This window comes from Roseateles sp. P1_C6, from assembly GCF_056406315.1.
This window is the reverse complement of sequence record NZ_JBFUAK010000010.1, coordinates 257,724-280,779: the sequence shown is the minus strand read 5'-3', so window position 1 is coordinate 280,779 and position 23,056 is coordinate 257,724. Positions and strand designations below refer to the sequence as shown.

The window sequence follows — 23,056 nt, the reverse complement described above, 5'->3', positions numbered from 1 at the left end:
GTCATGGCATCGCCCCCAGTTGACGCAGCGCCTCCTGCGCGGCGTCGAAATCGTAGTCGGCCAGGGCTGCCGCCACCCGGCGCAAGCCCCTGGCCCGCGGCGAGCCCTCGGCCAGGCCCAGCAGTTCGTCGGCCAGGTCCGCGGCCTCGGCATCCCCTTGTGTCAGAAGCCTCGCCAGCCGATCCAGCGTCTGCCGCAGTTCCGGCCTGTCGATGCCGGATGCCGGCGGGCTTGTCGAGACGGCCTGCACCTCCTGCCCGGCAAGCCGGTCCAGCCCGGCCATCACCGGTGCCAGCTGCTGCAGCACGCGTGCCAGCGCGCCGTCGATCGCGGCCGCATCGCTGCCGGCCTGGCAAGCCGCTTCAAGCCCGGCGGCCGCGGCTTCGAGCGCGGTCGCGCCGATGTTGCCGGCGGTGCCCTTGAGCGTGTGGGCGGCGCGCCGGGCCGCCGTCGCGTCGGCGTCGATGCGGGCGGCCGCGAACTGCGATTCAAACCCGGCTTGGCCGGCGTGGAACTTGAGCAGCAGCCGGCGGTACAACGGCGGCTTGTTGGCCGTCGTCTTCAAGCCGCGGCCCACGTCGATGCCTGGCAGGTCGGGCAGCGCGTCGGCCGCCGCCAGCGGCGCCGCAGCATCGGCCACCGGCGGCAGGCGCACGCTCGCGGCTTCCAAGGCCGCCCCGCGGTGCGTGGCAGGCCGGACCCACCGGGCCAGCGTCGCGAACATCGTGTCCACGTTCAGCGGCTTGGCGATGTGGTCGACCATGCCCGCCGCAAGCACCCGCTCCCGGTCGCCCGTCATCGCGTTGGCGGTCATCGCGATGATGGGCAGCTGCTGCCATGCCGGGTTGCGGCGTATCGCCTCGGTGGCGGTGTAGCCGTCCATCACCGGCATCTGGCAGTCCATCAGGATGCCGTCGAAATCGGCGTCGCGCGACAGCGTGTCGAGCGCCTCCTGGCCGTTGCCGGCGCAGACCACGGCGATGCCGGCATTGCCGAGCAGGTCCAGGGCCAGCTCCTGGTTCAGGTCGTTGTCCTCGACCAGCAGCAAGCGCGCCCCGGCCAGGCTCGCGAGGTCCTGGCTGTGTGAGCCTGCCTTGGCCGTGGCACGCGTCTCGATGGGCTGGGTCCGGCCCAAGGCCTCGGCCACGGCCTCCAGCAGCGTGGACGCTGTCACCGGCTTGGTCAGCACGGTGGCTGGCGCAACGCCCTGCTGTTGGGCCGCGTCCACCGCCTCTTCGCGTCCGTAGGCGGTGACCATGATGACGGTGGGCATGCGGCGGTAGTTGCCGGCCTTGATCTGCCGCATGGTTTCCACACCGTCCATGCCGGGCATCTTCCAGTCCATCAGCACGACGTCGTAACTGATCTGGTCCTTGTCGGCCCGCGCCACCATGCGCAAGGCCTCGCGGCCATCGCGTGCGGCGTCGACCTCCAGGCCGAAGGACATCGCCATCGCGGACAGGATCTCGCGCGCCGAGGCGTTGTCGTCCACCACCAGCACGCGCGTCCCCATCAGCTCGTCGGCCCGGAACATGCGCCGCGGCCGGGGATCGGATTGCACGCCGAACCGCGCGCGGAAGTGGAAGGTCGACCCCTGCCCCTGCTCGCTCTCGACCCAGATGCTGCCGTTCATCAGCTCGACCAGGCTCTTGGAGATCGCCAGGCCCAGGCCGGTGCCGCCGTAGCGCCGGGTCGTGGAAGCGTCGGCTTGGGCGAAGCTCTCGAACATCCGCGCGCTTTGCTCGGGCGTCATGCCGATGCCGGTGTCCTTCACCCAGAAGTGCAGCTCCACGTCTTGCTCACCTTCGGACGCCGTCTCCACGCCGACGACCACCTCACCCCGCTCCGTGAACTTGACGGCGTTGTTGCCGAGGTTGATGAGGATCTGACCCAGGCGCAGCGGGTCGCCGCGCAGGGCCGTGGGCACGTTGGCATCGACGTTGAAGAGCAGCTCCAACTCCTTGTCGTCGGCCTTCAGACCCACGAGGTTGGCCAGGTTGTCCATGACGTCCTCGAGGCGGAAGTCCACCACCTCCATCTCCATCCTGCCGGCCTCGATCTTGGAGAAGTCGAGGATGTCGTTGATGATGCCCAGCAGGTTCTCGCCTGAGCGGTGCACCTTCTCGATGTAGTTGCGCTGCTTCTTGTCCAGCGGCGTCTGCAGCGCCAGGTGCGACATGCCGATGATGGCGTTCATCGGCGTGCGGATCTCGTGGCTCATGTTGGCCAGGAAGGTGCTCTTGGCCCGCGTCGCCTCTTCCGCAACCTCTCTGGCGCGCGCCATCTCGTCCTGCAGGTGCTTGCGCTCGGTGAAGTCCTGGTGGATGCCCACCATGCGCAGCGCACGCCCCTGTGCATCCCGCTCGGTGGCCCGGGCCATGGACAGGATCCAGCGCCACTCGCCCGTCTTGGCCTTCATGCGGAACAGCGCCTGGTATTCCTGTTCGGAAGGGTCATCGATGCAGCGCACGAACCCCTCGCGCGCGTGCTCGGCGTCATCGGGATGCAGCAGGCGGGCCCAGGCATCGGCGGCGCTGCCGTCCGTCGTGACCTCGTCCAGCGTGTAGCCCAGCATCTCGGCCCAGATCTCGTTGACCTCGCTGCGGCCAGTCGACACGTCCCAGTCCCAAAGGCCCAGGTTGCCGCCGCGCAGCGCGAAGTTCAGCCGTTGCGCGCTCTTGGCCAGCTCGCGTTCGGCGCGCTGGCGGTCGCTGACGTCGCGCACCGAGGCACACACGCAGTCCCCGCGGCCGACGACGTCGGGCAGGCGCGCCAGGCCCACCTCCACCGGGAACTCGACGCCATCCTTGCGCACGCCGTGCAGGCGCTGGTTGCCGGCTCCCATGATGCGCGCGCCGCCTTCATGGGAAAACGCGCCGCGCAGGCCGACATGCTTGCTCCGCGTCGGCTGCGGCACCAGGGCCTCGATGCGTTGGCCTGCCAGTTCGCCGGCCCCGTAGCCGAACATCGCGTCCGCCTGGAGGTTGGCGAGGATGATGCACCCCTCGGCATCGACCACCATCATGCCGTCGGGGGCCGATTCGATGATGCGCCGGTACCAGGTCTCCGTGGCCTGGATCGACGCCTTCTGCGCTTCCAGCTCGGTGGCCTGCTGCTCCAACATGCCCGCCTGATCGCGCAGCGCCTCGGCCTGGCGCCGGGTTTCGTCAAGCAGCCGGGCGGAGCGCGCCGCGCGTTCGAGGATCTCCAGGTTCATGGCCAGGATGGGCCTGAGCTCGTCCAGCAAGGCCCGCTCACGCACGCCGTGCGCCGACAAGGTGGCCAGCTCCAGCACGCCCAGCAGCCGGTCGCCGCGCAACAGCGGATACAGCGCGACCGCCTGCGGCGCGGCCTCGCCGAGGCCGGAGCCGATGCGCACGTAGTCCCGTGGTGGCGGGCTCAGCACGATGGGCTCGCGCTCCAGCGCGCATTGCCCCGCCAATCCCTGGCCCAGCGTGAAGCGCTGCGCCAGCGAGGCGGGCTCCAGATGGGCATAGCCGCCCACGAGGCACAGCTCCCGGGCGTCATGCTCGTAGACGTAGAGCAGCCCATGGCCCACGCCGGCGACCGGTGCGAGCTGGCTGAAGAAGATCTTGGCGAGATCGGCCTGGCTGGTCGCGGTCTGCAGCGCATTCGCAATCTGGGCCAGATGGCTCTTCAGCCAGGTCTGGTTGTCCATCTGCTGCGCCACGCCCTGCAGCACGCGCACCGACCGCGCCAGCTCCCCCAGTTCGTTGCCGAAATCCTGGTGGGGCACCTCGAAGGCCAGATTGCCCTGCGCGAGCTGTTCCACCGCGTCGCGCACGCGCACGGCGGGGCGGCGGATGGAGGCCGCGACCAGCCAGGAGACCAGCCCGCCCAGCAGCAGGCCACCGGTCAGCAGCGCCATCGTGCGCTCGCTTGCACCGCTCACCAGGCGCAAAGCCGTTTCTATGCTTTCCTGTGCCCCGACTTCCTTGCCCTTCACAACGGCATCCATCTGAGTCCGCACGGTATCGCCGGCGGACTGGAACTCGTGCGACGCCACGAACAGACGCGCCTGCGCCAGCTCACCCCGTCCCAACATGGCGAGCGCGGTGTCGACATTGCTCTTGTAGGTCGCATAGGCCGACTCGAAGCGGGCCAGCCGCTGCTGGTTCTCGTTGCGAACCACGCGCGGTCGCAGCTCCGTCAGCTCGCGCCGCAACGCGTCGTCCTGCTCGCCGACATGGCGAACGGCGATGTCGCGGTCCTCCTGCGTCTGGGCGATGAGGGCCTGCCGCAGTTCCCGACCGATGGTGAGATAGGCGGCCTGGGCATCCTTGGCGTTGGAGACGCCCAGCAGATCCTGTTCGTAGAGCTGCGTGACCTGTCGCAGCAGCGTCCGCTGCGTGAGCAGATCGCTGATGCCCAGCACCAAGGCCACGATCATCAGCACGGCGAAGCCGAGCAGCAGTTTGGTGAGCAGCGTGCGCCGCTCCAGCTGGTGCAAGCCGAATTTCATGGGGTCACCTCCAGCGGCGTTGGCGTGCGTTGCCACGCGTATGCGCCACCGCAAGCCAGGCGAGGCGCGTCAAGGCTGATCGGCGATGAAGGCCAGCGCCTGCGCCTTCTGCGCGATCTCGGCATCCGTGTCGGCGTAGCGCGCGGCGATCTCGCGGAAGGTGCAGGCGCAGGCGACGAAGGCGTCGAGGATGTCGGGATCGAAATGACTGCCGCGGCCGTCCTTCATGATCTGCTCGGCCTTCTCGTGCGGCATGCCTTCCTTGTAGACGCGCCGGCTGATCAGCGCGTCATACACGTCGGCCACGGCCATCAGCCGCGCCGACACCGGGATGTCGTCACCCGACAGGCCTTGCGGGTAGCCGGAGCCATTCCACTTTTCCTGATGGCCGTAGGCGATCTCCTTGGCCACGGTCAGGAATTCCACCTTCAGCCCCAGCCGGTCTTCCGCCTGCTGGATCGCATCGCGCCCGAGTCTGCAATGCGTCTTCATGATCTCGAACTCTTCCGGTTCGAACTTGCCGGGCTTGAGCAGGATGCGGTCGGGAATGCCGATCTTGCCGATGTCGTGAAGCGGCGCCGACTTGAACAGCGTGGTGATGAAGGCGTCCGTCAGCGCGCTCTCGAACCGCGGATGACTGCGCAGGTGCTCCGCCAGCACCTTCACGTAGTGCTGTGTGCGCCGGATGTGGTTGCCCGTCTCGTTGTCGCGCGTCTCGGCCATCGACGCCAACGCCAAAATCGTCACGTCCTGGACGGCAGCGACCTCGCGCGAGCGCCTCGCGACCTCGGCTTCCAGGAAGCTGTTCTGGTCACGCAAGAAGTCGGCCGCGAGCTTGAGCTTGAGATGAGTCTCGATGCGTGCCAGCACGATGGGCGGATTGACGGGCTTGGTGATGAAGTCCACCGCGCCCAGTTCCAGGCCGCGCTGCTCGTCCTCGGTGGCGCTCATGCTGGTCAGGAAGATCACCGGGATCTCCCGCGTGGCCGGGTCGCTCTTCAGTGCCACGCAGACGTCGGTGCCGGACATGCCCGGCATCATGATGTCCAGCAGGATCAGGTCCGGCGGCTCGGCGTCATGGGCGAACTTGAGTGCCTTCTCGCCATTGCTGGACAGGCTGACCCGGTAGCGGTCCTTGAGCAGGCCGGCCATCAGGGCCAGGTTGTCGGCGGTGTCGTCGACGACGAGGATCTTGAACTTGCGAACGCCGGTGTCTGGATCAGCCATGCGGTTCTCCCTTGTGTCGGTCGCACCTGGCTGGCCAGAATAGTTGATGCGGGAGGGGGCCACAACAAGGAACACACCCACCGCTCGGGCCTGGTCCACCTATCCGATGGTTAGCCCTTCCCGGCGCGACGACGCGGAACGGCGGGAACCAGCCTGACGCCCTCGCGAAGAAGCTCAGCGGGCTCGAAGGGTCGCGATCAACCCGTCGCACGCGGCCTCGACCAGATCCAGCACCTCGTCGAAGCCGGCCGCGCCGCCGTAGTAGGGATCGGGCACATGGCGACGGCCGGTGTGGGGGGCGTAGTCCAGCAGCAGCTTCAGCCGATGACGTTGCGCGGGTGGGCACAAGCGTTCGGCATGGGCGAGGTTGTCGTCGTCCATGGCCAGCACGAGGTCGAAGCGACTGAAGTCTTCGGCCACCAGCTTGCGGGCGCGCAGGACGCTCAGGTCGTAGCCGCGCAGGCCGGCGTGCGCCTGGCTGCGTTCGTCCGGCGGCGCGCCGACGTGGTAGCCGTGCGTGCCGGCGGAGTCGACCTCGACGTCCAGCCCGGCCGCGGCCAGCTTGGCGCGCATGACGCCCTCGGCCGTGGGGCTGCGGCAGATGTTGCCCATGCAGAAGAACAGGATGCGGCGGGTCATCACCGCATTCTCGGCGGCGGCTAGAACCGCATGTCGGCCCGCAGCGAGACCACCCGGAAGGTCTTGTTGCGCGACCAGCTCTCGGTCAGGCGGTGGTTGATGACGTCGAGGCCCTCGGACGACGACGTGGCTTCGCGCGGCACCAGGTTGGCCATGGACAGCCGCCAGTTGATGCCGTCGCGCACCGCGCCGCTGGCCCAGGACAGATAGGCGTCGAACTGGCGGCGGTCGCTTTCCTCGCGCCTCAGCGTCTCGGTCTGCTGCACGCGGCTGGCCGGCACGTAGTTGATGTTGAAGCCGCTGCCGAAGTTCTGGCCCAGCGCCTTCCAGCGGTGGTCGATGCCGAAGTTCAGGCTGCCGCGCGGCTGCTGGTCCAGGCGGGCGTTGGCGCCGGGGATGCCCTTGACCTTGCTGTCGAAGACGGCGATGTTGAAGCGCAGCAGCATCAGCTGCAGCTCGGGCGGCGCGTCCTCCCAGATCTCGTCCATGCGCGCCTTGACCTCGAACTCCAGGCCCATCGTGCGCGCGCCTTCCATGTTGCGCGGGCGGCTGACCCAGCGCTGCGAGGTGTCCCAGGACACGGTCTCCAGCATCACCTGGCTGCGGATCAGGCTCTTGATGTCGCGCACGAAGGCGCTGCCCGAGATGATGCCGCCGGTGGGCAGCCAATGCTCCAGGCTCAGGTCGATGCCGGTGGCCAGTTCCGGCTTCAGGTCGGGGTTGCCGGCGCGGTCGGCATAGGTCTGGTAGTTGGGCCCGTCCGGGTAGGTGGCGTTGATGTTGGGGCGGGCGATCAGGTCGTTGAGGTTGGGCGAGCGGTAGCTGCGCGTCAGGCTCAGGCGCACCTGATCCTTGGGGAAGGCCTCGGGCTTCCACAGCAGGTGGAACAGCGGCGACGTGACCTGCGACACGTTGCGCGTCTCGGGCAGCGTGCCTGCGGCATCGGCGGTCGTCTGGATGCGCTCGTAGCGGATGCCGGCGTAGACCGACCACTGCTTGGTCGGGCTCCACTCGTCCTGCGTGTAGGCCGCAAAGCGCTGGTTGCGCGAGCCCAGCGTGTTGCCGAACTTCACCAGGCCGGGAATGACGGCACCGTTGACCAGCGTGTCGCGCACCTGCGTGCGCTGGCTGCGCTCGGTCTCGATGCCGGTCACCCACTGGTGCTCCTGGGCCGTCTTCAGGCTCCACTTGCCGCCCAGGCTGGTCTGGTCCTCGTCGACGACGTTGTGGTCGTCCTGGATGCGTTCGGTGGTGACACCCTGGAAGGCCCGCGTGTCGCGGCGATGGCTGTTGCCGGTGTTCTTGAAGCCGCCCCGGCCCAGGCGCAGCTCCCAGGTTTCGCCGACCTGGGGCCGGTAGTTGGCCGACATGTTGAGCCGCAGGTTGTGCATGCGGCCGTCGGTCTCGCCATGCGCGTCGCGAAAGCGCGTGCCCTCGGCATTGTTCTGGCTGCTGCCCTCGCTTTGCGACAGCGCGAAGAACGGCGAGATGTTGAAGCTCAACGTGTCGCTGTACTTCCAGCGCAGCCGGGCGTTGCCGTTCAGGTTGGCACTGTTGCCCATGCTGGTGCCGATCTGCGCGGTCTCCTCCACGACCTCGCCGGTCTCGGTGTCGGTGACGCGGTTGTGCGAGTCGATGTTGTTGAAGCGCCGGTGCAGGCCGCCGTTGGTGGAGAAGGCGCCGACGAACTCGTCGCCGTTGGCGCCGCCCCACTTCAGGTTGCGCGTCCAGCTGAAGTCGGCCTGAGGCTCGCCGCGGTCCTGGCCCAGCGTGAAGCGCAGCTCGTGGTTGGCCTTCACCAGCGGCTCGCGCAGGATGATGTTGATGGTGCCGGCAATGGCGCGCGCGCCCGTCTCGGCGGTCGGGGCGCGGTAGATCTCGATGCGCTCGACCTGGTCGGGCGGCAGGTCTTCCACGGCGAAGCCGGCCGGTGCGCGCTCGCCGTCGACGAGGATCTGCGTGAAGCCGCTGCCCAGGCCGCGCATGCGGATGTCGCCGCCGCGCCCCGGCCGGCCGCCGATGGTCACGCCCGGCAGGCGGCGCAGCACGTCACCCAGCGCGGTGTCGCCGTAACGGTCCAGGTCCTCGCGCTCGATGACGATCTTGCTGGCCGTGCTGTTGCGCCGCCGGCTGTTGGCGGTGGGGCCGCTGCTGACCTCCACGCGGTCCAGCCGGTTGCCGGCACCGCTGGCGGCAGGCGCCGGGGCGGCCGCTGCGGCGGGCGCGGCGGGAGAGGGGGCGGGCTTGGTCTGGGCCGCACACAAGGCGCTGGCACACAGCGTTGCCAACGCAAGGAGGAGGCGGCTCATGGCGGCGGATTCTGCGGGCCACCCCCGCCGGCCAACCATGTAAAGCGCTCATTTACATGAGCGGAGCGCCGCCGCGGGCGCGTCAGGCGGCGGTCTTGCCCAGGCGCTTGCAGAGTTCCAGCGCCAGCGCCGATTGGTTCAGCGTGTAGAAGTGCAGGCCCGGCGCGCCGCCAGCGATCAGGCGCTCGCAGAGCTGCGTGACGACATCCAGGCCGAAGGCGCGGATGCTGGCCGTGTCGTCCATGAAGCCTTCCATCTTCATCTGCACCCAGCGCGGGATCTCGATGCCGTCGCGCTGCGCAAACTGGGCGATGCGGCCGTAGTTGTGGAAGGGCATGATGCCCGGCACGATGGGCTGGGTGACGCCCAGCTTGCGCGCCTCGGCGACGAAGTGGAAGTACGCGTCGGCGTTGAAGAAGAACTGCGTGATCGCGCCGTCGGCGCCGGCACTCATCTTGTCGACGAAGTGCTGCAGGTCGCGTGCCGCATAGCGCTGCTGCGGGTGCACCTCGGGGTAGGCGGCCACCTCGATGTGCCAGTCTGGCCCTTGGGTCTCGCGGATGAAGCGCACCAGCTCGGACGCATAGCGGAACTCGCCCGCCGTGGCCGTGCCGCTGGGCAGGTCGCCGCGCAGCGCCACGACGCGGTGGATGTTCTGCGCGCGGTAGGTGGCCAGGATCTCGGCGATGTTCTCGCGCGTGGAGCCCACGCAGCTCAGGTGCGGCGCGGCCTCGAAGCCGGCCGCGGCGATGTCCATCACGGCGGAGAGCGTCTTGTCGCGCGTGGAGCCGCCGGCGCCGTAGGTGACGCTGAAGTACTGCGGCGACAGGGTGCCGAGGTCTTGGACGACGGTCTTGAGCTTCTCGACGCCGACCGGCGTGTTGGGCGGGAAAAATTCGAAGGAAACAGGGGTGCTCATCGGGAGGCCCACAAGAAGAATTCGCGGTTGCCATCACCGCCGGTGATGGGGCTGTCGAAGTAGTCCAGCACCTTGAGGCCCAGGGCCGTGCAGGCCAGGCGCACGCGGGCTTCCAGTCGCGGGTAGTCGGCCTCGTCCTTGACGAGACCGCCCTTGCCCAGGGCTTGTGGCCCCAGTTCGAACTGCGGCTTGATGAGCACGAGCAGGTGGCCGTGCACTTCAAGCCAGGGCAGCAACTCCGGGAGGCTGCCGATCATGGAAATGAAACTCAGGTCGCCGACGATCAGCGTGAAGCCGCCCGTCGGTGCGTGCTGGCGCAGCACGGCCAGCTCGCGCACATGCACGCCTTCCAGCGCCGACACGCGCGCGTCGGCCTGCAGCCGCGCATGCAGCTGGCCATGGCCCACGTCCACGCCGACGACGTGCCGCGCACCATGCGCCAGCAGGCAGTCGGTGAAGCCGCCGGTGCTCTGGCCCACGTCCAGCACGATCTGGCTGGCGGGGTCGAAGCCGGTGTGCTTGAGCGCGCCTTCCAGCTTCAGCCCGCCGCGCGACACGTAGCGCAGCTCCGCATCGTCGGTGACGCGCAGCTGCGCCGTCTCGGGCAGGTCCTCGCCAGCCTTCTTCAGCGCGGCCCAGCCGGTGGGCGAGGCCCATTCGGCAGCGCCGTTCGAGATCAGGCGCTGCGCGACCGAACGGGTCGGCGCAAGGCCCTGGGCGACGAGGAGCTGGTCAGCGCGCATGTCAGGTCAGTAGCGGTACGCGTCGGGCTTGTAGGGACCAGCCTTGTTGACGCCGATGTAGGCCGCCTGCTCCTCGGTCAGCTCGGTCAGCTGCGCGTTCAGCGTGGTCAGCTGCAGGCGCGCGACCTTCTCGTCCAGGTGCTTGGGCAGCACGTAGACCTGGCCGACGGCGTAGTTGTCCTTGTGCGCGTACAGCTCGATCTGGGCGATCGTCTGGTTCGCGAACGAGGAGCTCATCACGTAGCTCGGGTGGCCCGTGCCGCAGCCCAGGTTCACCAGGCGGCCCTTGGCCAAGAGGATGATCCGCTTGCCGTCCGGGAAGATGACGTGGTCGACCTGCGGCTTGATCTCTTCCCACTCGTACTTCTCGAGCGCGGCGACCTCGATCTCGTTGTCGAAGTGGCCGATGTTGCAGACGATGGCGTTGTTCTTCATCGCCAGCATGTGCTCGTGGCGGATGACGTTCTTGTTGCCGGTCGTCGTCACGAAAATGTCGGCCTTGTCCTGGGCGTACTCCATCGTCACGACGCGGTAGCCTTCCATCGCCGCCTGCAGCGCGCAGATGGGGTCGATCTCGGTCACCCAGACCTGGGCCGACAGCGCGCGCAGCGCCTGCGCCGAGCCCTTGCCCACGTCGCCGTAGCCGGCCACGACGGCGATCTTGCCGGCCACCATCACGTCGGTCGCGCGCTTGATGCCGTCCACCAGCGACTCACGGCAGCCGTACAGGTTGTCGAACTTGCTCTTGGTGACCGAGTCGTTGACGTTGATGGCGCGGAACAGCAGCGTGCCCTTGGCCGACATTTCCTTCAGGCGGTGCACGCCCGTGGTCGTCTCTTCCGTCACGCCGATGATCTCGGCGCTCTTGCGGGTGTACCAGGTGCCGTCCTCAGCAACCTTCTTCTTGATCGCCGCGAACAGGATGCGCTCTTCCTCGCTGCCGGGGTTGGCCAGCACGGAGAGGTCCTTCTCGGCCTTCTGGCCCAGGTGCATCAGCAGCGTTGCGTCGCCGCCGTCGTCCAGGATCATGTTGGGGCCTTCGCCCGCCGCGCCCTTATCCGCGAATTCGAAGATGCGGTGCGTGTAGTCCCAGTAGTCTTCCAGCGTCTCGCCCTTGTAGGCGAACACGGGTGTGCCGACGGCGGCCAGCGCGGCGGCAGCGTGGTCTTGCGTCGAGAAGATGTTGCACGACGCCCAGCGCACTTCCGCGCCGAGAGCCTGCAGCGTCTCGACCAGCACGGCCGTCTGGATGGTCATGTGCAGCGAGCCGGTGACGCGCGCGCCCTTCAGCGGCTGGCTCTCGGCGTATTCCTTGCGGATGGCCATCAACGCCGGCATCTCGTGCTCGGCGATCTTGATCTCTTTGCGACCCCAGTCGGCCAGCGACAGGTCCTTGACGATGTGGTTCGTGGTGCTCATGCAGGGCTCCTTCAAGCGAATGAAGCCGCTGGCGGTCGTGCGAGGGGATCAAACCTCACCCAGGCACGGATGGCCAGCGGGTGAGCGCGGTTGCAGGGGGGGTGAAATCTCCGAGCCTGGCCTCAAAAGGTGCTGAGGTTGCAACGCTCCTCGGAAGACGCGCATTCTAGGCGCAGGTCAGCCGGTGCTGGCACGCAGAAGTGAGATGTCCTCACGCGGCGGCGTGCCGAAGAGGCGCCGGTACTCGCGGCTGAACTGCGACGGGCTCTCGTAGCCCACCCGGTGCGCGGCGCTGGCGGCGTCCAGGCCGTCGCCCAGCATCAGCTTGCGGGCCTGCTGCAGCCTCAGCGTCTTCTGGAACTGCAGCGGCGACAGGGCGGTCAGCTGCTTGAAGCGCAGGTGCAGCGTCGACGGGCTCATGTGCGCGATCTCCGCCAGCTCCTCGATGCGCAGTGGCTCGGCAAAGCGGCGCGACAGCTGTTCGACGACGCGACCGACACGCCGCGTGACGCCGTCGGTGTGGGTCAGCGTGCGCAGGCGCGGGCCCAGCGGCCCGGTCAGCACGCGATACAGGATCTCGCGCTGCAGCAGCGGTGCCAGCGTCTTCAGGTCCTGCGGGTGGTCCAGCAACTGCAGCAGCCGCAGCGCCGCGTCCAGCAGCGGCGCGGTGACGGGTGCGACCTGCAGGCCGGCCGCGCCGTCGTCCGCCTGCGTCGGCGTGTCGCTGTCAAGCAGCAGTTCGGCCAGCGCCTGGGTCTCGCAACTCAGGCGCAGGCAGACGTAGGGCTTGGCGGGGCTGGCCTCCATGACCTGGCCGCGCGGCAGCATGGTCATCGGCACGAGCAGGCATTGCATCGCGTCGTACTGCACGACGGCGTCACCGACCCGGGCCTGCTTGCGGCCCTGCAGCACAAGGACGAGGCCGGGCTCGTAGACGGCCGGCACCGGCTGGGCCGGGGCGCTGGCGCGGATCAGCCGCAGCCAGGGCAGGGCGGTGCCGTGCAGGCCGTCGCTGCCGGCACGAGCCAGCGCCAGTGCAATCGCGCGTTCGCGCAGGGCCAGCAGGTCGTCGTCTTGGGGCATGCGGCCCATTGTGCAAAGGCTGACGCGGGTTTTGTGTAACGCCGGGCATGGCCTCGGAGGATCAGGCAAGCATGCCCCAGCTTTGTGCTGGGCGAAGCGGGGTGGGGATTCCTAAGCTCTCGTCATCCCGTTGATGATTCATTCAAGGAGTTCCGCGATGACCACCACCCCCTCTCAACACCTGCCGCGCCGCCGCCTGGGCACCCACGGCCCCGAGGTCTCGGCCCTGGGCCTGGGCTGCATGGGCATGTCCGATTTCTATGGCCCGGCCGACGACGCGCAGTCGCTGGCCGTGCTGCACCATGCGCTGGACATCGGCATCAACTTCCTCGACACGGCCGACATGTACGGCGTGGGTGCCAACGAGCGCCTGCTGGGCCAGCTGCTGGCGCTGCGGCGCGATGACGTCGTGCTGGCGACCAAGTTCGGCAACGTGCGCGCGCCGGACGGCGCGGTGCTGCGCATCGACGGCAGCCCGGCCTATGTGCGTGAAGCCTGCGACGCCAGCCTGCGGCGCCTGGGCGTCGAGCACATCGATCTCTATTACCAGCACCGCGTCGACAAGAACGTGCCCATCGAGGACACGGTCGGCGCGATGGCCGGGCTGGTGAAGGCCGGCAAGGTCAAGCACCTGGGTTTGTCGGAGGCCTCGGCGGCGACGATTCGCCGCGCCCACGCCGTGCACCCCATCGCCGCGGTGCAGACCGAGTATTCGCTGTGGAGTCGCGATGTCGAAGCCGAGGTGCTGCCGACCTGCCGCGAGCTGGGCATTGCGCTGGTGCCGTACAGCCCGCTGGGCCGCGGCTTCCTGACCGGCGCGATCCGCTCGGCCGAGCAGCTGGCGCCCGACGACCGCCGCCGCATCCACCCGCGCTTCCAGGGCGAGAACCTGGACCACAACTTGGCGCTGGCCGACGCGCTGCGGGCGCTGGCCGAGGAGTGGAGCTACACGCCCGCCCAGCTGGCGCTGGCCTGGCTGCTGGACCAGGGCGACGACATCATCCCCATCCCGGGCACGCGCAGCATCACGCGGCTCGACGAGAACGCGTTGGCGGCGCATGTCCGTTTCGACGACGGCCGGCGCGAGCGCATCCAGGCGCTGCTGGCCGCCCATGCGGTGGCCGGCACGCGCTACCCTGCGGCGCAGATGGGCGCGCTCAACGTGTGATGGCGGGGCTGCGGTAGGCCCAGAAACGCGGCAGGCCAAAGCCTGTCGCGACGACGCCCACCAGGCAGATCGCGCCACCCACCCAGATGGCCGGCGCCACGCCCCAGGCGTCGGCCATGAAGCCGGCGCGCGCATTGCCGACAAGCGGGCCGGTCAGGTAGCTGATCATCTCGATGCCGGCCAGCCGCCCGCGCAGCGCGTTCGGGATGGTCTCGTTCCAGATCGTGCCGCGGAACACGCCGCTGACCATGTCGGCCGCGCCGGCCACCGCCAGGCAGGCCAGGCCCAGCATCAGGCCGGGCGCAAAGCCCAGCGCCACGATGCCCAGCGCCCACACGGCCGCGGCGATGACGACGGCGCGGCCGTGGCGGCTGACCCGGCCGGTCCAGCCACTGAACAGGCCGATGACCAGCGCGCCCACCGACATCGCCGACAGCAGCCAGCCCACCGATTCGGTGCGCCCGTCCGCCGCGGCCATGGCGGGGAACAGCGCCACCGGGAAGGCGAAGGCCATCGCGACGATGTCGACGATGTAGGTGCCCATCAGCTCGGGTCGCGCCCACGCAAAGCGCAGGCCTTCGGCCAGGTCGGCCAGCAGGTGCGGTCGCTCGCCGGGGTCGTCGAGCGTGCCAATGGCTTCGCGCGGGATGCGGGCGATGAAGAGCAGCGCCGCGATGAAGGTCACGAAGTCGAAGATGTAGGCGCCGACCGCGCCCCACTGGGCCAGCAGCAGCCCGGCCAATGCCGGCCCGGCCACCATGCCGACGGTGCCGCGCACGGACGACAGCGCCGCCACGGCCGCGAACTCCTCGGGCCGCGCGAGCTTCTGCGTCAACGCCTCCAGCGCCGGCCGGTGGAAGCCGCTGGCGCCTTGCAGCACGGCCACCAACGCGTAGATGGCCAGCACGCTGGGCGCGGCGGCGAGCGCATTCAGCAGCAGGCCCGCCAGGCACAGCGCCATCAAGGCCTCCGACGCGATCAGCAGCCGCTTGCGGTCCACGCGGTCCGCCACCGCGCCGCCCAGCAGGCCGCAGACGACGACGGGGATCAACTGCACCAGGCCCAGCAGGCCGACCTGCGCGTTGGAATGGGTCAGCTGGTAGAGCTGCCAGGGCACGGCCACATAGCTGACCATGGTGCCCAGGCCGGAGATGAACTGGCTGGCGAAGAGGCGTCGAAAGGCGGTGTTGCGGCGCAGCGGGCCGATGTCCAGAAACATGCAGTCAGTGGGTCAGGGCCTCGAAGCGCGTGAAACGCGCCTCCAGGTCCCATTGCAGGCGGGCCTTGGTGTGGGCGGTGAGGAAGTCGCGGCAGCGCGGGCTCTTGGGCTCGGCACCCGCGCGTTCGCCCGCGCAGGCCGGCACGAAGCGGGCGCTGCCGGTGTCGGCCAGCAGCGGCTGGCCCGCGACGAAGCTGTAGTGGAGCGCGTTGCGCGACAGCTGCTTGAAGTCACGGTAGGTCAGCGTCGGGTAGGTGGCCGCCGCGCGCTGGTACTCGTTCGTCAGGTCGATGCGGAACACGCCCTCGTCGTCTGCCGACAAGGCCGTGGGCACGCCGAACTGGCGGTACAGCAGGAAGGGATGCTGCTCGCCCTTCAGGTCGTGCACGATGGCGTTGCTGGTCAGGTTGATCTCCACCAGCACGCCGCGCTTGGCCATGTCGCGCAGCGTGTCCAGCGCACCGGTCTCCAGGCCGATGGCCTCGCCATGGCCGATGCGGCGCGCGCCGGCCACGGTCAGCGCCTGGCGGATGTGGTCGCTGAAGTCCTCGGGCGGCACCAGGCCGAAGCCGAACTCGCCGGCATGCAGGCTCACCGGCACCTCGGGCATGAGCTTGCCGAGCGCGCCGATGACGGCCATCTGCTCGCGGTAGTGGCGCAGTGTGCTCGGGTCGTCCTCGGGGGCGACCAGGTTCAGGCCGACATAGCGCGGGTCGGCCTTGACGAGCAGGAAGGCCAGCGCGATCTGCGCATTGACCTGCTCGGGCGGGAAGGTGCGGATGACCTGCGCCAGGTAGCGCACGGTGACGCCGCAGCCCGGCTCGGCGGCGGCCTGGCCGCAGTGCGACAGCTCGCGCCAGCGTGCCTCGTGGCGGTCCAGCTCGGCGCGGGTGTCGGCCACGATGCGGGCCAGCGCGGGGTGCCCGGCCCAGTCGGCGGCCGGTCGGTCGGCCTTGAAGGCACCGGGCTCGGCGGCCGCCAGCGCGCGCGCCTTGTCCATGCCGTAGCTCTGCAGCAGCTCCAGGTAGACCGTGTTCTCGGCGCCGCGGCGGTTGCTGGCCTCGCGCAGCATGTCGCCCTCGCGCCCGATGGTGCCGGGGATGAAGCGGCCGAAGGTGACGAAGGTCTGGTCGTGGCCGGACTTGGCGCCGCGCTCGTAGTTGCGCACCGAATAGGCATCGACGAGCTGGCTGTAGCGGGCGCTGTCGGCGGCGTGCTCCTTCATCGGCGGCCGCGCCGCGTCGCAGGGCGGGAAGCTGATCTGGCCGCTGGCCGGGTCCACGCATTTCCCGTCGGCGCTGGCCCAGGCAATGATGTTCTCGGCGTAGATGCTGCCGTCCAGGTGGTTGTGCAGGTCGCCGCCCTTGGGGAACTGGGCCATGAATTGGCGCAGCAGCCAGGGCTGGCTGCGCAGCTTCTGGAAGGCGGCGGCCGTGCGCGCTTCGTCGGCCTGGGCCGTGCCCATGAGTGCGCAGGCGGACAGCAGCAGGGCGGAGAATCTGAGCATGGCGGTTCCCTTTCAGTCGGCGAGGCCGAGGAAGACGTGCAGGCGCTGCAGTTCCTCGTCCAGCGCGGCCTTGTACCCGGCTTCGCGCGGCGCGCGGCCGGCGACGTAGCCGCAGTCCACCAGCAGCCGCCCGCCCTTCACGCTGGCATTGGCCCAGCCGATGACCTGGTCGCGCCACAGCAGCGGCAGCGCGTAGTGGCCGCGCACGCGTTTGGCCGCCGGCGTGTAGGCCTCGAAGCGGTAGGCCCAGCCCCACAGCAGCTCGAAGCGGCGCCGGTCCCAGACGACCGGGTCGAACGGCGCCAGCAGCCGCACCTGCGACGGGATGCGCCAGCCGCGCGTCGGGTCTTCGTCGGCGGGCCAGTACCAGTCGACGCCGTCGACGCGGGCATGGGCGAGGCGCTCCTTGGCGCGGGCGAAGGTGGGCTTGCGCAGCGCCTCCCATTGGTGGGTGGCATGGAAGAGCATGTTGATGAGCTGCGACAGGCTGCCGGCCGGCAGCGGCGCGTACTTCTGCACCAGCACGTCGGTCATCGCGTCCATGGCGGCCTGCGGGTCGTCGTGCGGCTGCCAGTCGGGCGCCAGCCGGTAGACGCGCGTGCCGCTGTCGCGCCGCACGACGTCCAGCCGGCCGCGGTAGTGCAGGCCGTCCAGCAGCTCCGTCGACAAGCGGCTGTTGCCGCCGAACCAGTTCTTCACCGGCCCATGACCCAGCGCGGCGTCGACCTCCGCGGGGTGCGCGTCGCCCAGCCGTTCGACCTCGGCCAGCACGGCGTTGGCGAGCTTCCAGCGCGGCTTGTCCCAGACGTTGCGCGTCGTGCGTGGGTGCATCAGCGCGCGCAGCTCGGGCGTGATGAAGCCGTAGTTGATGAAGAAGTCTTCCTGCAGCGGCAGGCGCGGGTAGCGGCGCTCCAGGTCGCCGGCCTGGTAGCCCTTGACGCGGTGGCGCAGCGTCAGGTCCTGCGCGCGGGCGGGGGCGCGCAGCGGGTCGGCCTGCACGAAGCCGCCCAGCCGCTCGACGGCCTTCAGCAGCGTGGTGGGTGTGAAAAGGCTGCGCGCGACGGCGTGGCGGCGCAGCGCGGCAAGGTCAAGTGGGGTCGGCATCGGCGGACTGTTGCTTGCGGGCGTACATGTCGGCGTCGGCGTGCTTGAGCAGGGTCTCGGTGTCCTGGCCGTCGTCGGGGTAGAGGGCGATGCCGAAGCTGGCCGCCGTCTGGAAGTCGGGTGGCGCGACGCCCGCCAGGCTGTCCAGCGGTGCGCGCATCGCGGCCTCCAGGTGGGCGCGCGCGGCCTCGGCGTCGGCGCGGTTCTCGACGGACTCCAGCAGCAGCACGAACTCGTCGCCGGCGTAGCGCGCGACGAGGTCGCCGATGCGTACGCCGCCGCGCAGCCGCTGGCCGACCTCCTTCAGCACCGCGTCGCCCACGCCGTGGCCGAAGCGGTCGTTGATGGTCTTGAAGCGGTCGAAGTCGACGAACATGACGGCGAACGGCCAGCGGTCGCCGCGGCGGCGCTGCTGCAGGATGCGGTCCTCGATGCGGCGCAGGATGGCGCTGCGGTTGGACAGCCCGGTGAGCTGGTCGGTCAGCAGCCGTCTTTGCATGTCGGCAAAGCTGCGTGCCAGCTCGCCCAGCTCGTCGTTGCGGTGCACCTCCGGCGGCTCGTCCAGCACGCCGTCGCCGACGCGCCGCGCGGCTTCGGCCAGCTGGCGCAGCTCGCGCGTGACGATGCCCAGCACGGCCCAGCCCAGGCCCAGGGCCACCAGCGTGGCCACGCCAGCCAGCACGGCGGCTTGCACGAAGCCGCGTTGCAGGCCACCCAGGAAGTCCGCGCGCGGCACGGCGGCAATGATGAGCCAGTCCAGCCCCAGCGCCGGGTCCACGCGCGCATAGCCCACCTGCACGGCGCGGCCGTCTTCGCCCTCGAAGCTGAAGGTGCGCGGGGCCGTGCCCAGGCCTTGCGCTGCCAGCGTGCCGCGCTGGCGCACCGCGTCGAAGGCGCCGGCGACCAGCGCGTCGGGGCTTTGCTGGGCGTTGAGCCGCTCGTGCTGGCCGGCGGCCAGCGTCTTCATGTGCGGGCCGCGTGACACGCCCACCAGCTTGCCGTCGCCCTCGACCAGCATGGCCACCGCGTTCTCGCTCAGCGACAGCCGCGACAGCAGCGCGTTGACCTGCGCCAGCGGCAGGTCGGTGGCAGCCACGCCCTCGGGCTCGCCGACGTCGTTGCCGATGCGCTTGGTGCGCGTGACGACGAGGTCCTGGGTCTTGAAGTCGACATACACCGGCGTCCAGCCCAGTGGCGCCGGGTGGGCCAGCGACGCCTGGAACCAGGGCCGCTCGCGCGGCTCGAAGACCTTTTCCTCGGTCACGGGCGAGCGCAGCGTGCCGCCGATGCCGCTCAGGCGGTAGATGGTGCGGGGGCCGTCGCCGCCGGTGCGCAGGCGCAGCTCGGCCTCCAGCTCCGAGAAGCGCCACAGGCCGATGAAATGACCCCGGCGATCGCCGTAGTACACATAGTTGTTCGGGTCGCGGTGCACCGAGGTGGCCAGCCAGAAGCGCGCGCGCAGCGCGTCGGTCTCGCGCTCCAGGTCGTCGGGCGCGACCACGCCGGTCGGGAAGGCGGCCTCCAGCACCGCGTCGGCGCCGCCCACATGGCGCTGCAGCGACACGGAGATGCGGTTGACCGCCTCGACGAGCAGCTGGCCGGACAAGGTGTCCACCGTGTCGCGGCCGGTGCGCCAGGACAGGGTGGCCATCAGCAGCACCAGGGCCAGCACCAGCACCGCGTAGGGCAGGGTCAGCAGGTTGCGCAGGCTCAGACGGTCGGACAGCGTCCTCTTCGGCAAGGGGTGCTCCGCGGTTGGGGTGGGGTGGCGCCACGGCCCCGGGGCGGCGGCGGGCGCAGGTTAGCAGGCCGCAGGGGCCGCGGCCCACCTCGGCAGTGGCGCGGCGGGCGGTTGGCCGGGCGGCACTAGAATTCAAGGTTGCTTTGCGGCGGCCGCAGCCGCCCTATACCCCTAGGAAACCACCGTGTTCATCTCCAACGCCTACGCCCAGGCCGCCCCGGCCGCTGCCAGTCCCGAGTCCGGCCTCCTCGGCATGCTGCCGCTGGTGCTCATGTTCGTCGTGCTCTATTTCGTCATGATCCGGCCGCAGATGAAGCGCCAGAAGGAGCACAAGGCCATGATTGAGGCGATCGCCAAGGGCGACGAGGTCGTCACGGCCGGCGGCGTCATCGGCAAGATCAGCAAGCTGGGCGACAACTTCGTCCACTTGGAAGTGGCCAACGGCGTCGAGCTGCAGCTGCAGCGCAGCGCCATCACCCAGGTTCTCCCTAAGGGCAGCTTGAAGTAAGCCGGCCAGGCGCCACCTCCCCCGGCGCTGACAAGGAAGTCTCATGAACCGCTATCCGCTCTGGAAGTACGCGATCCTGCTCGTCGCGCTGCTGATCGGCACCCTGTACACGCTGCCCAACCTGTTCGGCGAAGCGCCGGCAGTACAGGTGTCCAGCGCCAAGGTCACCGTCAAGGTCGACACGGCCGTCCAAGCCCGCATCGAGGCCGCGTTGAAGGACGCCGGCGTCCAGCCGGACCTCGTGCAGTTCGATGGCAGCTCGATCAAGGCCCGCTTCGGCGACACCGACACGCAGCTCAAGGCCAAGGATGCGATCAGCAAGGCGCTGAACGCGGACCCGGCCGATCCGACCTACATCGTCGCGCTGAACCTGCTGTCGCGTTCGCCCCAGTGGCTGACCCGCCTGCACGCCAACCCCATGTACCTGGGGCTGGACCTGCGTGGCGGCGTGCACTTCCTGATGCAGGTCGACATGAAGGCGGCCCTGACCAAGAAGGCCGAGGCGCTGACCGGTGATGCGCGCACGATGCTGCGCGAGAAGAACATCCGCCATGCCGGCATCAGCCGTGAAGGCAACACGGTGCTGATCGCCTTTCGCGACGCCGAGCAGCGCACGGCCGCCACGGAGTTGCTGAAGAACCAGGTCCCCGACGTCACCTGGACTGCACGCGGCGAGGGCGCCGAGTTGCAGCTGGCTGGCAGCCTGTCGCCTCAGGCCGAGGTGGCCGTGCAGGACGCAGCCATCAAGCAGAACATCACGACGTTGCACAACCGCGTCAACGAACTGGGCGTGGCCGAGCCGGTCATCCAGCAGCAGGGCCTGGACCGCGTGGTCGTGCAACTGCCTGGTGTGCAGGACTCGGCGAAGGCCCAGGACATCATCGGCCGCACGGCGACGCTGGAGCTGCGCATGGTGGACGACGGTGCCGAGTCGCTGGAGGCGCTGAAGGGCAACGGCCCCGTGCCCTTCGGCACCGAGCGTTTCATCGACCGAGGCTTCGGCCCCATCATCGTCAAGCGCCAGGTGCTGCTGACCGGTGACAGCCTGATCGACGCCCAGCCGGCCTTCGACGAGAACCACAACCCCGCCGTGGCGCTGACCGTTGACGCCAAGGGCGCGCGGATCATGAAGGAGATTTCGCGCGAGAACATCGGCAAGCGCATGGCCATCCTGTTGTTCGAGAAGGGCAAGGGCGAAGTCGTCACGGCGCCCAAGATCAACAGCGAGCTGAGCAACCGCTTCCAGATCACCGGCGCGATGACCACGCAGGAGGCCGCCGACACGGCGCTGCTGTTGCGCGCCGGCTCGCTGGCCGCGCCGATGGAGATCATCGAATCGCGCACCATCGGCCCGAGCCTGGGCAAGGAGAACATCGAGAAGGGCATTGCCAGCGTCAGCTGGGGCTTTGCCGCGGTGGCCGCCTTCATGTGCGTCTACTACCTGCTGTTCGGCGTGTTCTCGTCGCTGGCGCTGGGCTTCAACCTGCTGCTGCTGGTCGCGGCGCTGTCGCTGATGCAGGCGACGCTGAGCTTGCCGGGCATCGCGGCCATCGCGCTGGTGCTGGGCATGGCCATCGACTCCAACGTGCTGATCAACGAGCGCGTGCGCGAGGAGCTGCGCGGCGGTGCGACGCCGCAGCAGGCCATCCATCTCGGCTACGAGCGCGCCTGGGCCACCATCCTGGACTCCAACGTGACGACGCTGATTGCCGGCGTGTCGCTGCTGGTGTTCGGCTCCGGTCCGATCAAGGGCTTTGCCGTCGTGCACTGCCTGGGCATCCTGACGTCGATGTTCTCGTCCGTCGTGTTCTCGCGCGGCCTCGTGAACCTCTGGTACGGCCGGCAGAAGAAGCTCAAGAGCGTGTCCATCGGGCAGATCTGGAAGCCCGACGCCCAGACGACCGACGTGGCCGCCAAGGCTTAAGGACAGAAGATGGAACTCTTTCGCATCAAGCGCGACCTGCCGCTGATGAAGCACGCGTTGATCTTCAACGCGATCTCCTTCATCACCTTCGCCGCCGCCGTGTTCTTCCTGATCACGCGCGGCCTGCACTTCTCCATCGAATTCACGGGCGGCACCGTCATCGAGGTGGCCTACCCGCAAGCGGCCGAGATCGAGAAGACCCGCCTCACCGTCGAGAAGATGGGCTACGGCGAAGTCCAGGTGCAGAACTTCGGATCCTCGCGTGACGTGATGATCCGCCTGCCGGTGCGTGCCGGCGAGAAGCAGACCGAGGTCGTCGGCAAGGTGTTCACCGAGCTGTGCAAGGCCGAGACCGGCACCGTCAGCGAGCACCAGGAGGTCACCGCCCAGGGCGAGCAGGTCAGCAAGCAGATCTGCAGACGAGCCGATGGCGCCGAACCGCTGAAGCTGTCGCGCTCCGAGGTCGTCGGCCCGGCCGTCGGTGCCGAGCTGGCCCAGGACGCCGCCAAGGCGCTGGCCGTGACGGTGATCGGCATCATGATCTACCTGGCCATCCGCTTCGAATGGAAGTTCGCGGTCGCCGGCATCATCGCCAACCTGCACGACGTGGTCATCATCCTGGGCTTCTTCGCCTTCTTCCAGTGGGAGTTCTCGCTGGCGGTGCTGGCGGCCATCCTGGCGGTGCTGGGCTACTCGGTGAACGAATCCGTCGTCATCTTCGACCGGGTGCGCGAGGCCTTCCGCAAGTTCCGCAAGATGAACACGCACGAGGTCATCGACCACGCGATCACGTCGACGATGAGCCGCACCATCATCACCCACGGCTGCACGCAGCTGATGGTGGTGTCCATGCTGCTGTTTGGCGGCCCGACGCTGCATTACTTTGCCGTCGCGCTGACCATCGGCATCTTGTTCGGCATCTACTCGTCCGTCTTCGTGGCCGCCGCGATCGCGATGTGGCTGGGCGTGAAGCGCGAGGATCTGGTGAAGACTGCCGTCAACCGCGACGACCCCAACGACCCGAATGCCGGGGCCGTCGTGTAGAGTGATTGAGAACCCTCAC

Annotated in this window: 16 protein-coding genes and 1 riboswitch; of the genes, 4 read left to right on the top strand and 12 right to left on the bottom strand. The window is 69.1% G+C overall.

Going from position 1 to position 23,056, the window contains the following annotated elements:
- Window position 1 precedes the first annotated feature (1 nt).
- The 8 genes from AC1D29_RS22505 to AC1D29_RS22470 form a co-directional block, all read right to left on the bottom strand.
- The gene (locus AC1D29_RS22505) at window positions 2-4,483 is read right to left on the bottom strand and encodes a response regulator (protein ID WP_477901614.1); all 4,482 of its coding nucleotides are present in this window, start codon (window positions 4,481-4,483) and stop codon (window positions 2-4) included.
- 69 nt (window positions 4,484-4,552) lie between these two features.
- Window positions 4,553-5,710: a response regulator gene (locus tag AC1D29_RS22500; RefSeq protein ID WP_477901612.1), complete on the bottom strand. Its 1,158-nt coding sequence runs from the start codon at window positions 5,708-5,710 to the stop codon at window positions 4,553-4,555.
- Window positions 5,711-5,884: 174 nt separating this feature from the next.
- On the bottom strand, window positions 5,885-6,349 hold the full coding sequence (locus tag AC1D29_RS22495; RefSeq protein WP_477901610.1) for a low molecular weight protein-tyrosine-phosphatase: 465 nt from the start codon (window positions 6,347-6,349) through the stop codon (window positions 5,885-5,887).
- Window positions 6,350-6,369: 20 nt separating this feature from the next.
- Window positions 6,370-8,658 carry a TonB-dependent receptor plug domain-containing protein gene (locus AC1D29_RS22490; RefSeq protein WP_477901608.1) on the bottom strand — a complete coding sequence of 763 codons (2,289 nt, stop codon included), beginning with the start codon at window positions 8,656-8,658 and terminating at the stop codon, window positions 6,370-6,372.
- 82 nt (window positions 8,659-8,740) lie between these two features.
- Window positions 8,741-9,577 (bottom strand): methylenetetrahydrofolate reductase [NAD(P)H], encoded by an 837-nt coding sequence (gene metF, locus AC1D29_RS22485; protein WP_477901606.1) that lies wholly within the window; start codon window positions 9,575-9,577, stop codon window positions 8,741-8,743.
- Window positions 9,574-10,320 carry a TlyA family RNA methyltransferase gene (locus AC1D29_RS22480; RefSeq protein ID WP_477901604.1) on the bottom strand — a complete coding sequence of 249 codons (747 nt, stop codon included), beginning with the start codon at window positions 10,318-10,320 and terminating at the stop codon, window positions 9,574-9,576. Before AC1D29_RS22480 ends, metF begins: the two co-directional genes overlap by 4 nt.
- 6 nt (window positions 10,321-10,326) lie before the next feature.
- Window positions 10,327-11,739 (bottom strand): adenosylhomocysteinase, encoded by a 1,413-nt coding sequence (ahcY, locus tag AC1D29_RS22475; RefSeq protein ID WP_477901602.1) that lies wholly within the window; start codon window positions 11,737-11,739, stop codon window positions 10,327-10,329.
- A 75-nt stretch (window positions 11,740-11,814) separates the two neighbouring features.
- Window positions 11,815-11,897, bottom strand: a riboswitch (S-adenosyl-L-homocysteine riboswitch).
- A gap of 19 nt (window positions 11,898-11,916) precedes the next feature.
- A complete protein-coding gene (locus tag AC1D29_RS22470) occupies window positions 11,917-12,822 on the bottom strand; it encodes an AraC family transcriptional regulator (protein WP_477901600.1) in 906 nt (301 codons plus the stop codon).
- A 157-nt stretch (window positions 12,823-12,979) separates the two neighbouring features.
- Between AC1D29_RS22470 and AC1D29_RS22465 the strand changes: the two genes are divergently transcribed.
- Window positions 12,980-13,990 (top strand): aldo/keto reductase, encoded by a 1,011-nt coding sequence (locus tag AC1D29_RS22465; protein ID WP_477901598.1) that lies wholly within the window; start codon window positions 12,980-12,982, stop codon window positions 13,988-13,990.
- Here AC1D29_RS22465 and AC1D29_RS22460 read toward each other — a convergent pair.
- From AC1D29_RS22460 to AC1D29_RS22445, 4 genes are read right to left on the bottom strand one after another with little or no spacing between them, the layout of a single operon-like run.
- Window positions 13,980-15,209 (bottom strand): MFS transporter, encoded by a 1,230-nt coding sequence (locus AC1D29_RS22460; RefSeq protein WP_477901596.1) that lies wholly within the window; start codon window positions 15,207-15,209, stop codon window positions 13,980-13,982. The two genes, AC1D29_RS22465 and AC1D29_RS22460, sit on opposite strands and share 11 nt — an antisense overlap.
- 4 nt (window positions 15,210-15,213) lie before the next feature.
- The gene (locus tag AC1D29_RS22455) at window positions 15,214-16,716 is read right to left on the bottom strand and encodes a hypothetical protein (RefSeq protein ID WP_477901594.1); all 1,503 of its coding nucleotides are present in this window, start codon (window positions 16,714-16,716) and stop codon (window positions 15,214-15,216) included.
- Window positions 16,717-16,728: 12 nt separating this feature from the next.
- Window positions 16,729-17,820 carry a DNA glycosylase AlkZ-like family protein gene (locus AC1D29_RS22450; RefSeq protein WP_477901592.1) on the bottom strand — a complete coding sequence of 364 codons (1,092 nt, stop codon included), beginning with the start codon at window positions 17,818-17,820 and terminating at the stop codon, window positions 16,729-16,731.
- Window positions 17,804-19,561 (bottom strand): diguanylate cyclase domain-containing protein, encoded by a 1,758-nt coding sequence (locus tag AC1D29_RS22445; protein ID WP_477901590.1) that lies wholly within the window; start codon window positions 19,559-19,561, stop codon window positions 17,804-17,806. The genes AC1D29_RS22450 and AC1D29_RS22445 overlap by 17 nt, the downstream gene beginning before the upstream one ends.
- 184 nt (window positions 19,562-19,745) lie before the next feature.
- Here AC1D29_RS22445 and yajC point away from each other — a divergent pair, with 184 nt between their 5' ends.
- Genes yajC through secF form a run of 3 tightly spaced genes read left to right on the top strand, consistent with a single transcriptional unit; the run spans window position 19,746 to window position 23,037 of the window.
- Complete coding sequence (yajC, locus tag AC1D29_RS22440; protein WP_477901588.1) at window positions 19,746-20,069, top strand: preprotein translocase subunit YajC; 324 nt, start codon at window positions 19,746-19,748, stop codon at window positions 20,067-20,069.
- Window positions 20,070-20,112: 43 nt separating this feature from the next.
- Window positions 20,113-21,993, top strand: coding sequence for a protein translocase subunit SecD (gene secD, locus AC1D29_RS22435; RefSeq protein ID WP_477901586.1), 1,881 nt, complete (start codon window positions 20,113-20,115; stop codon window positions 21,991-21,993).
- A gap of 9 nt (window positions 21,994-22,002) precedes the next feature.
- Window positions 22,003-23,037 carry a protein translocase subunit SecF gene (gene secF / locus AC1D29_RS22430; protein WP_477901584.1) on the top strand — a complete coding sequence of 345 codons (1,035 nt, stop codon included), beginning with the start codon at window positions 22,003-22,005 and terminating at the stop codon, window positions 23,035-23,037.
- Window positions 23,038-23,056 lie beyond the last annotated feature (19 nt).

Coding starts and splice junctions, on each gene's coding strand:
- AC1D29_RS22455 (WP_477901594.1), bottom strand. CDS start 16,716: ATGCTCAGATTCTCCGCCCTGCTGCTGTCCGCCTGCGCACTCATGGGC.
- secD (WP_477901586.1), top strand. CDS start 20,113: ATGAACCGCTATCCGCTCTGGAAGTACGCGATCCTGCTCGTCGCGCTG.
- secF (WP_477901584.1), top strand. CDS start 22,003: ATGGAACTCTTTCGCATCAAGCGCGACCTGCCGCTGATGAAGCACGCG.
- AC1D29_RS22505 (WP_477901614.1), bottom strand. CDS start 4,483: ATGAAATTCGGCTTGCACCAGCTGGAGCGGCGCACGCTGCTCACCAAA.
- AC1D29_RS22480 (WP_477901604.1), bottom strand. CDS start 10,320: ATGCGCGCTGACCAGCTCCTCGTCGCCCAGGGCCTTGCGCCGACCCGT.
- AC1D29_RS22470 (WP_477901600.1), bottom strand. CDS start 12,822: ATGCCCCAAGACGACGACCTGCTGGCCCTGCGCGAACGCGCGATTGCA.
- AC1D29_RS22460 (WP_477901596.1), bottom strand. CDS start 15,209: ATGTTTCTGGACATCGGCCCGCTGCGCCGCAACACCGCCTTTCGACGC.
- metF (WP_477901606.1), bottom strand. CDS start 9,577: ATGAGCACCCCTGTTTCCTTCGAATTTTTCCCGCCCAACACGCCGGTC.
- AC1D29_RS22450 (WP_477901592.1), bottom strand. CDS start 17,820: ATGCCGACCCCACTTGACCTTGCCGCGCTGCGCCGCCACGCCGTCGCG.
- AC1D29_RS22500 (WP_477901612.1), bottom strand. CDS start 5,710: ATGGCTGATCCAGACACCGGCGTTCGCAAGTTCAAGATCCTCGTCGTC.
- ahcY (WP_477901602.1), bottom strand. CDS start 11,739: ATGAGCACCACGAACCACATCGTCAAGGACCTGTCGCTGGCCGACTGG.
- AC1D29_RS22495 (WP_477901610.1), bottom strand. CDS start 6,349: ATGACCCGCCGCATCCTGTTCTTCTGCATGGGCAACATCTGCCGCAGC.
- AC1D29_RS22465 (WP_477901598.1), top strand. CDS start 12,980: ATGACCACCACCCCCTCTCAACACCTGCCGCGCCGCCGCCTGGGCACC.
- AC1D29_RS22490 (WP_477901608.1), bottom strand. CDS start 8,658: ATGAGCCGCCTCCTCCTTGCGTTGGCAACGCTGTGTGCCAGCGCCTTG.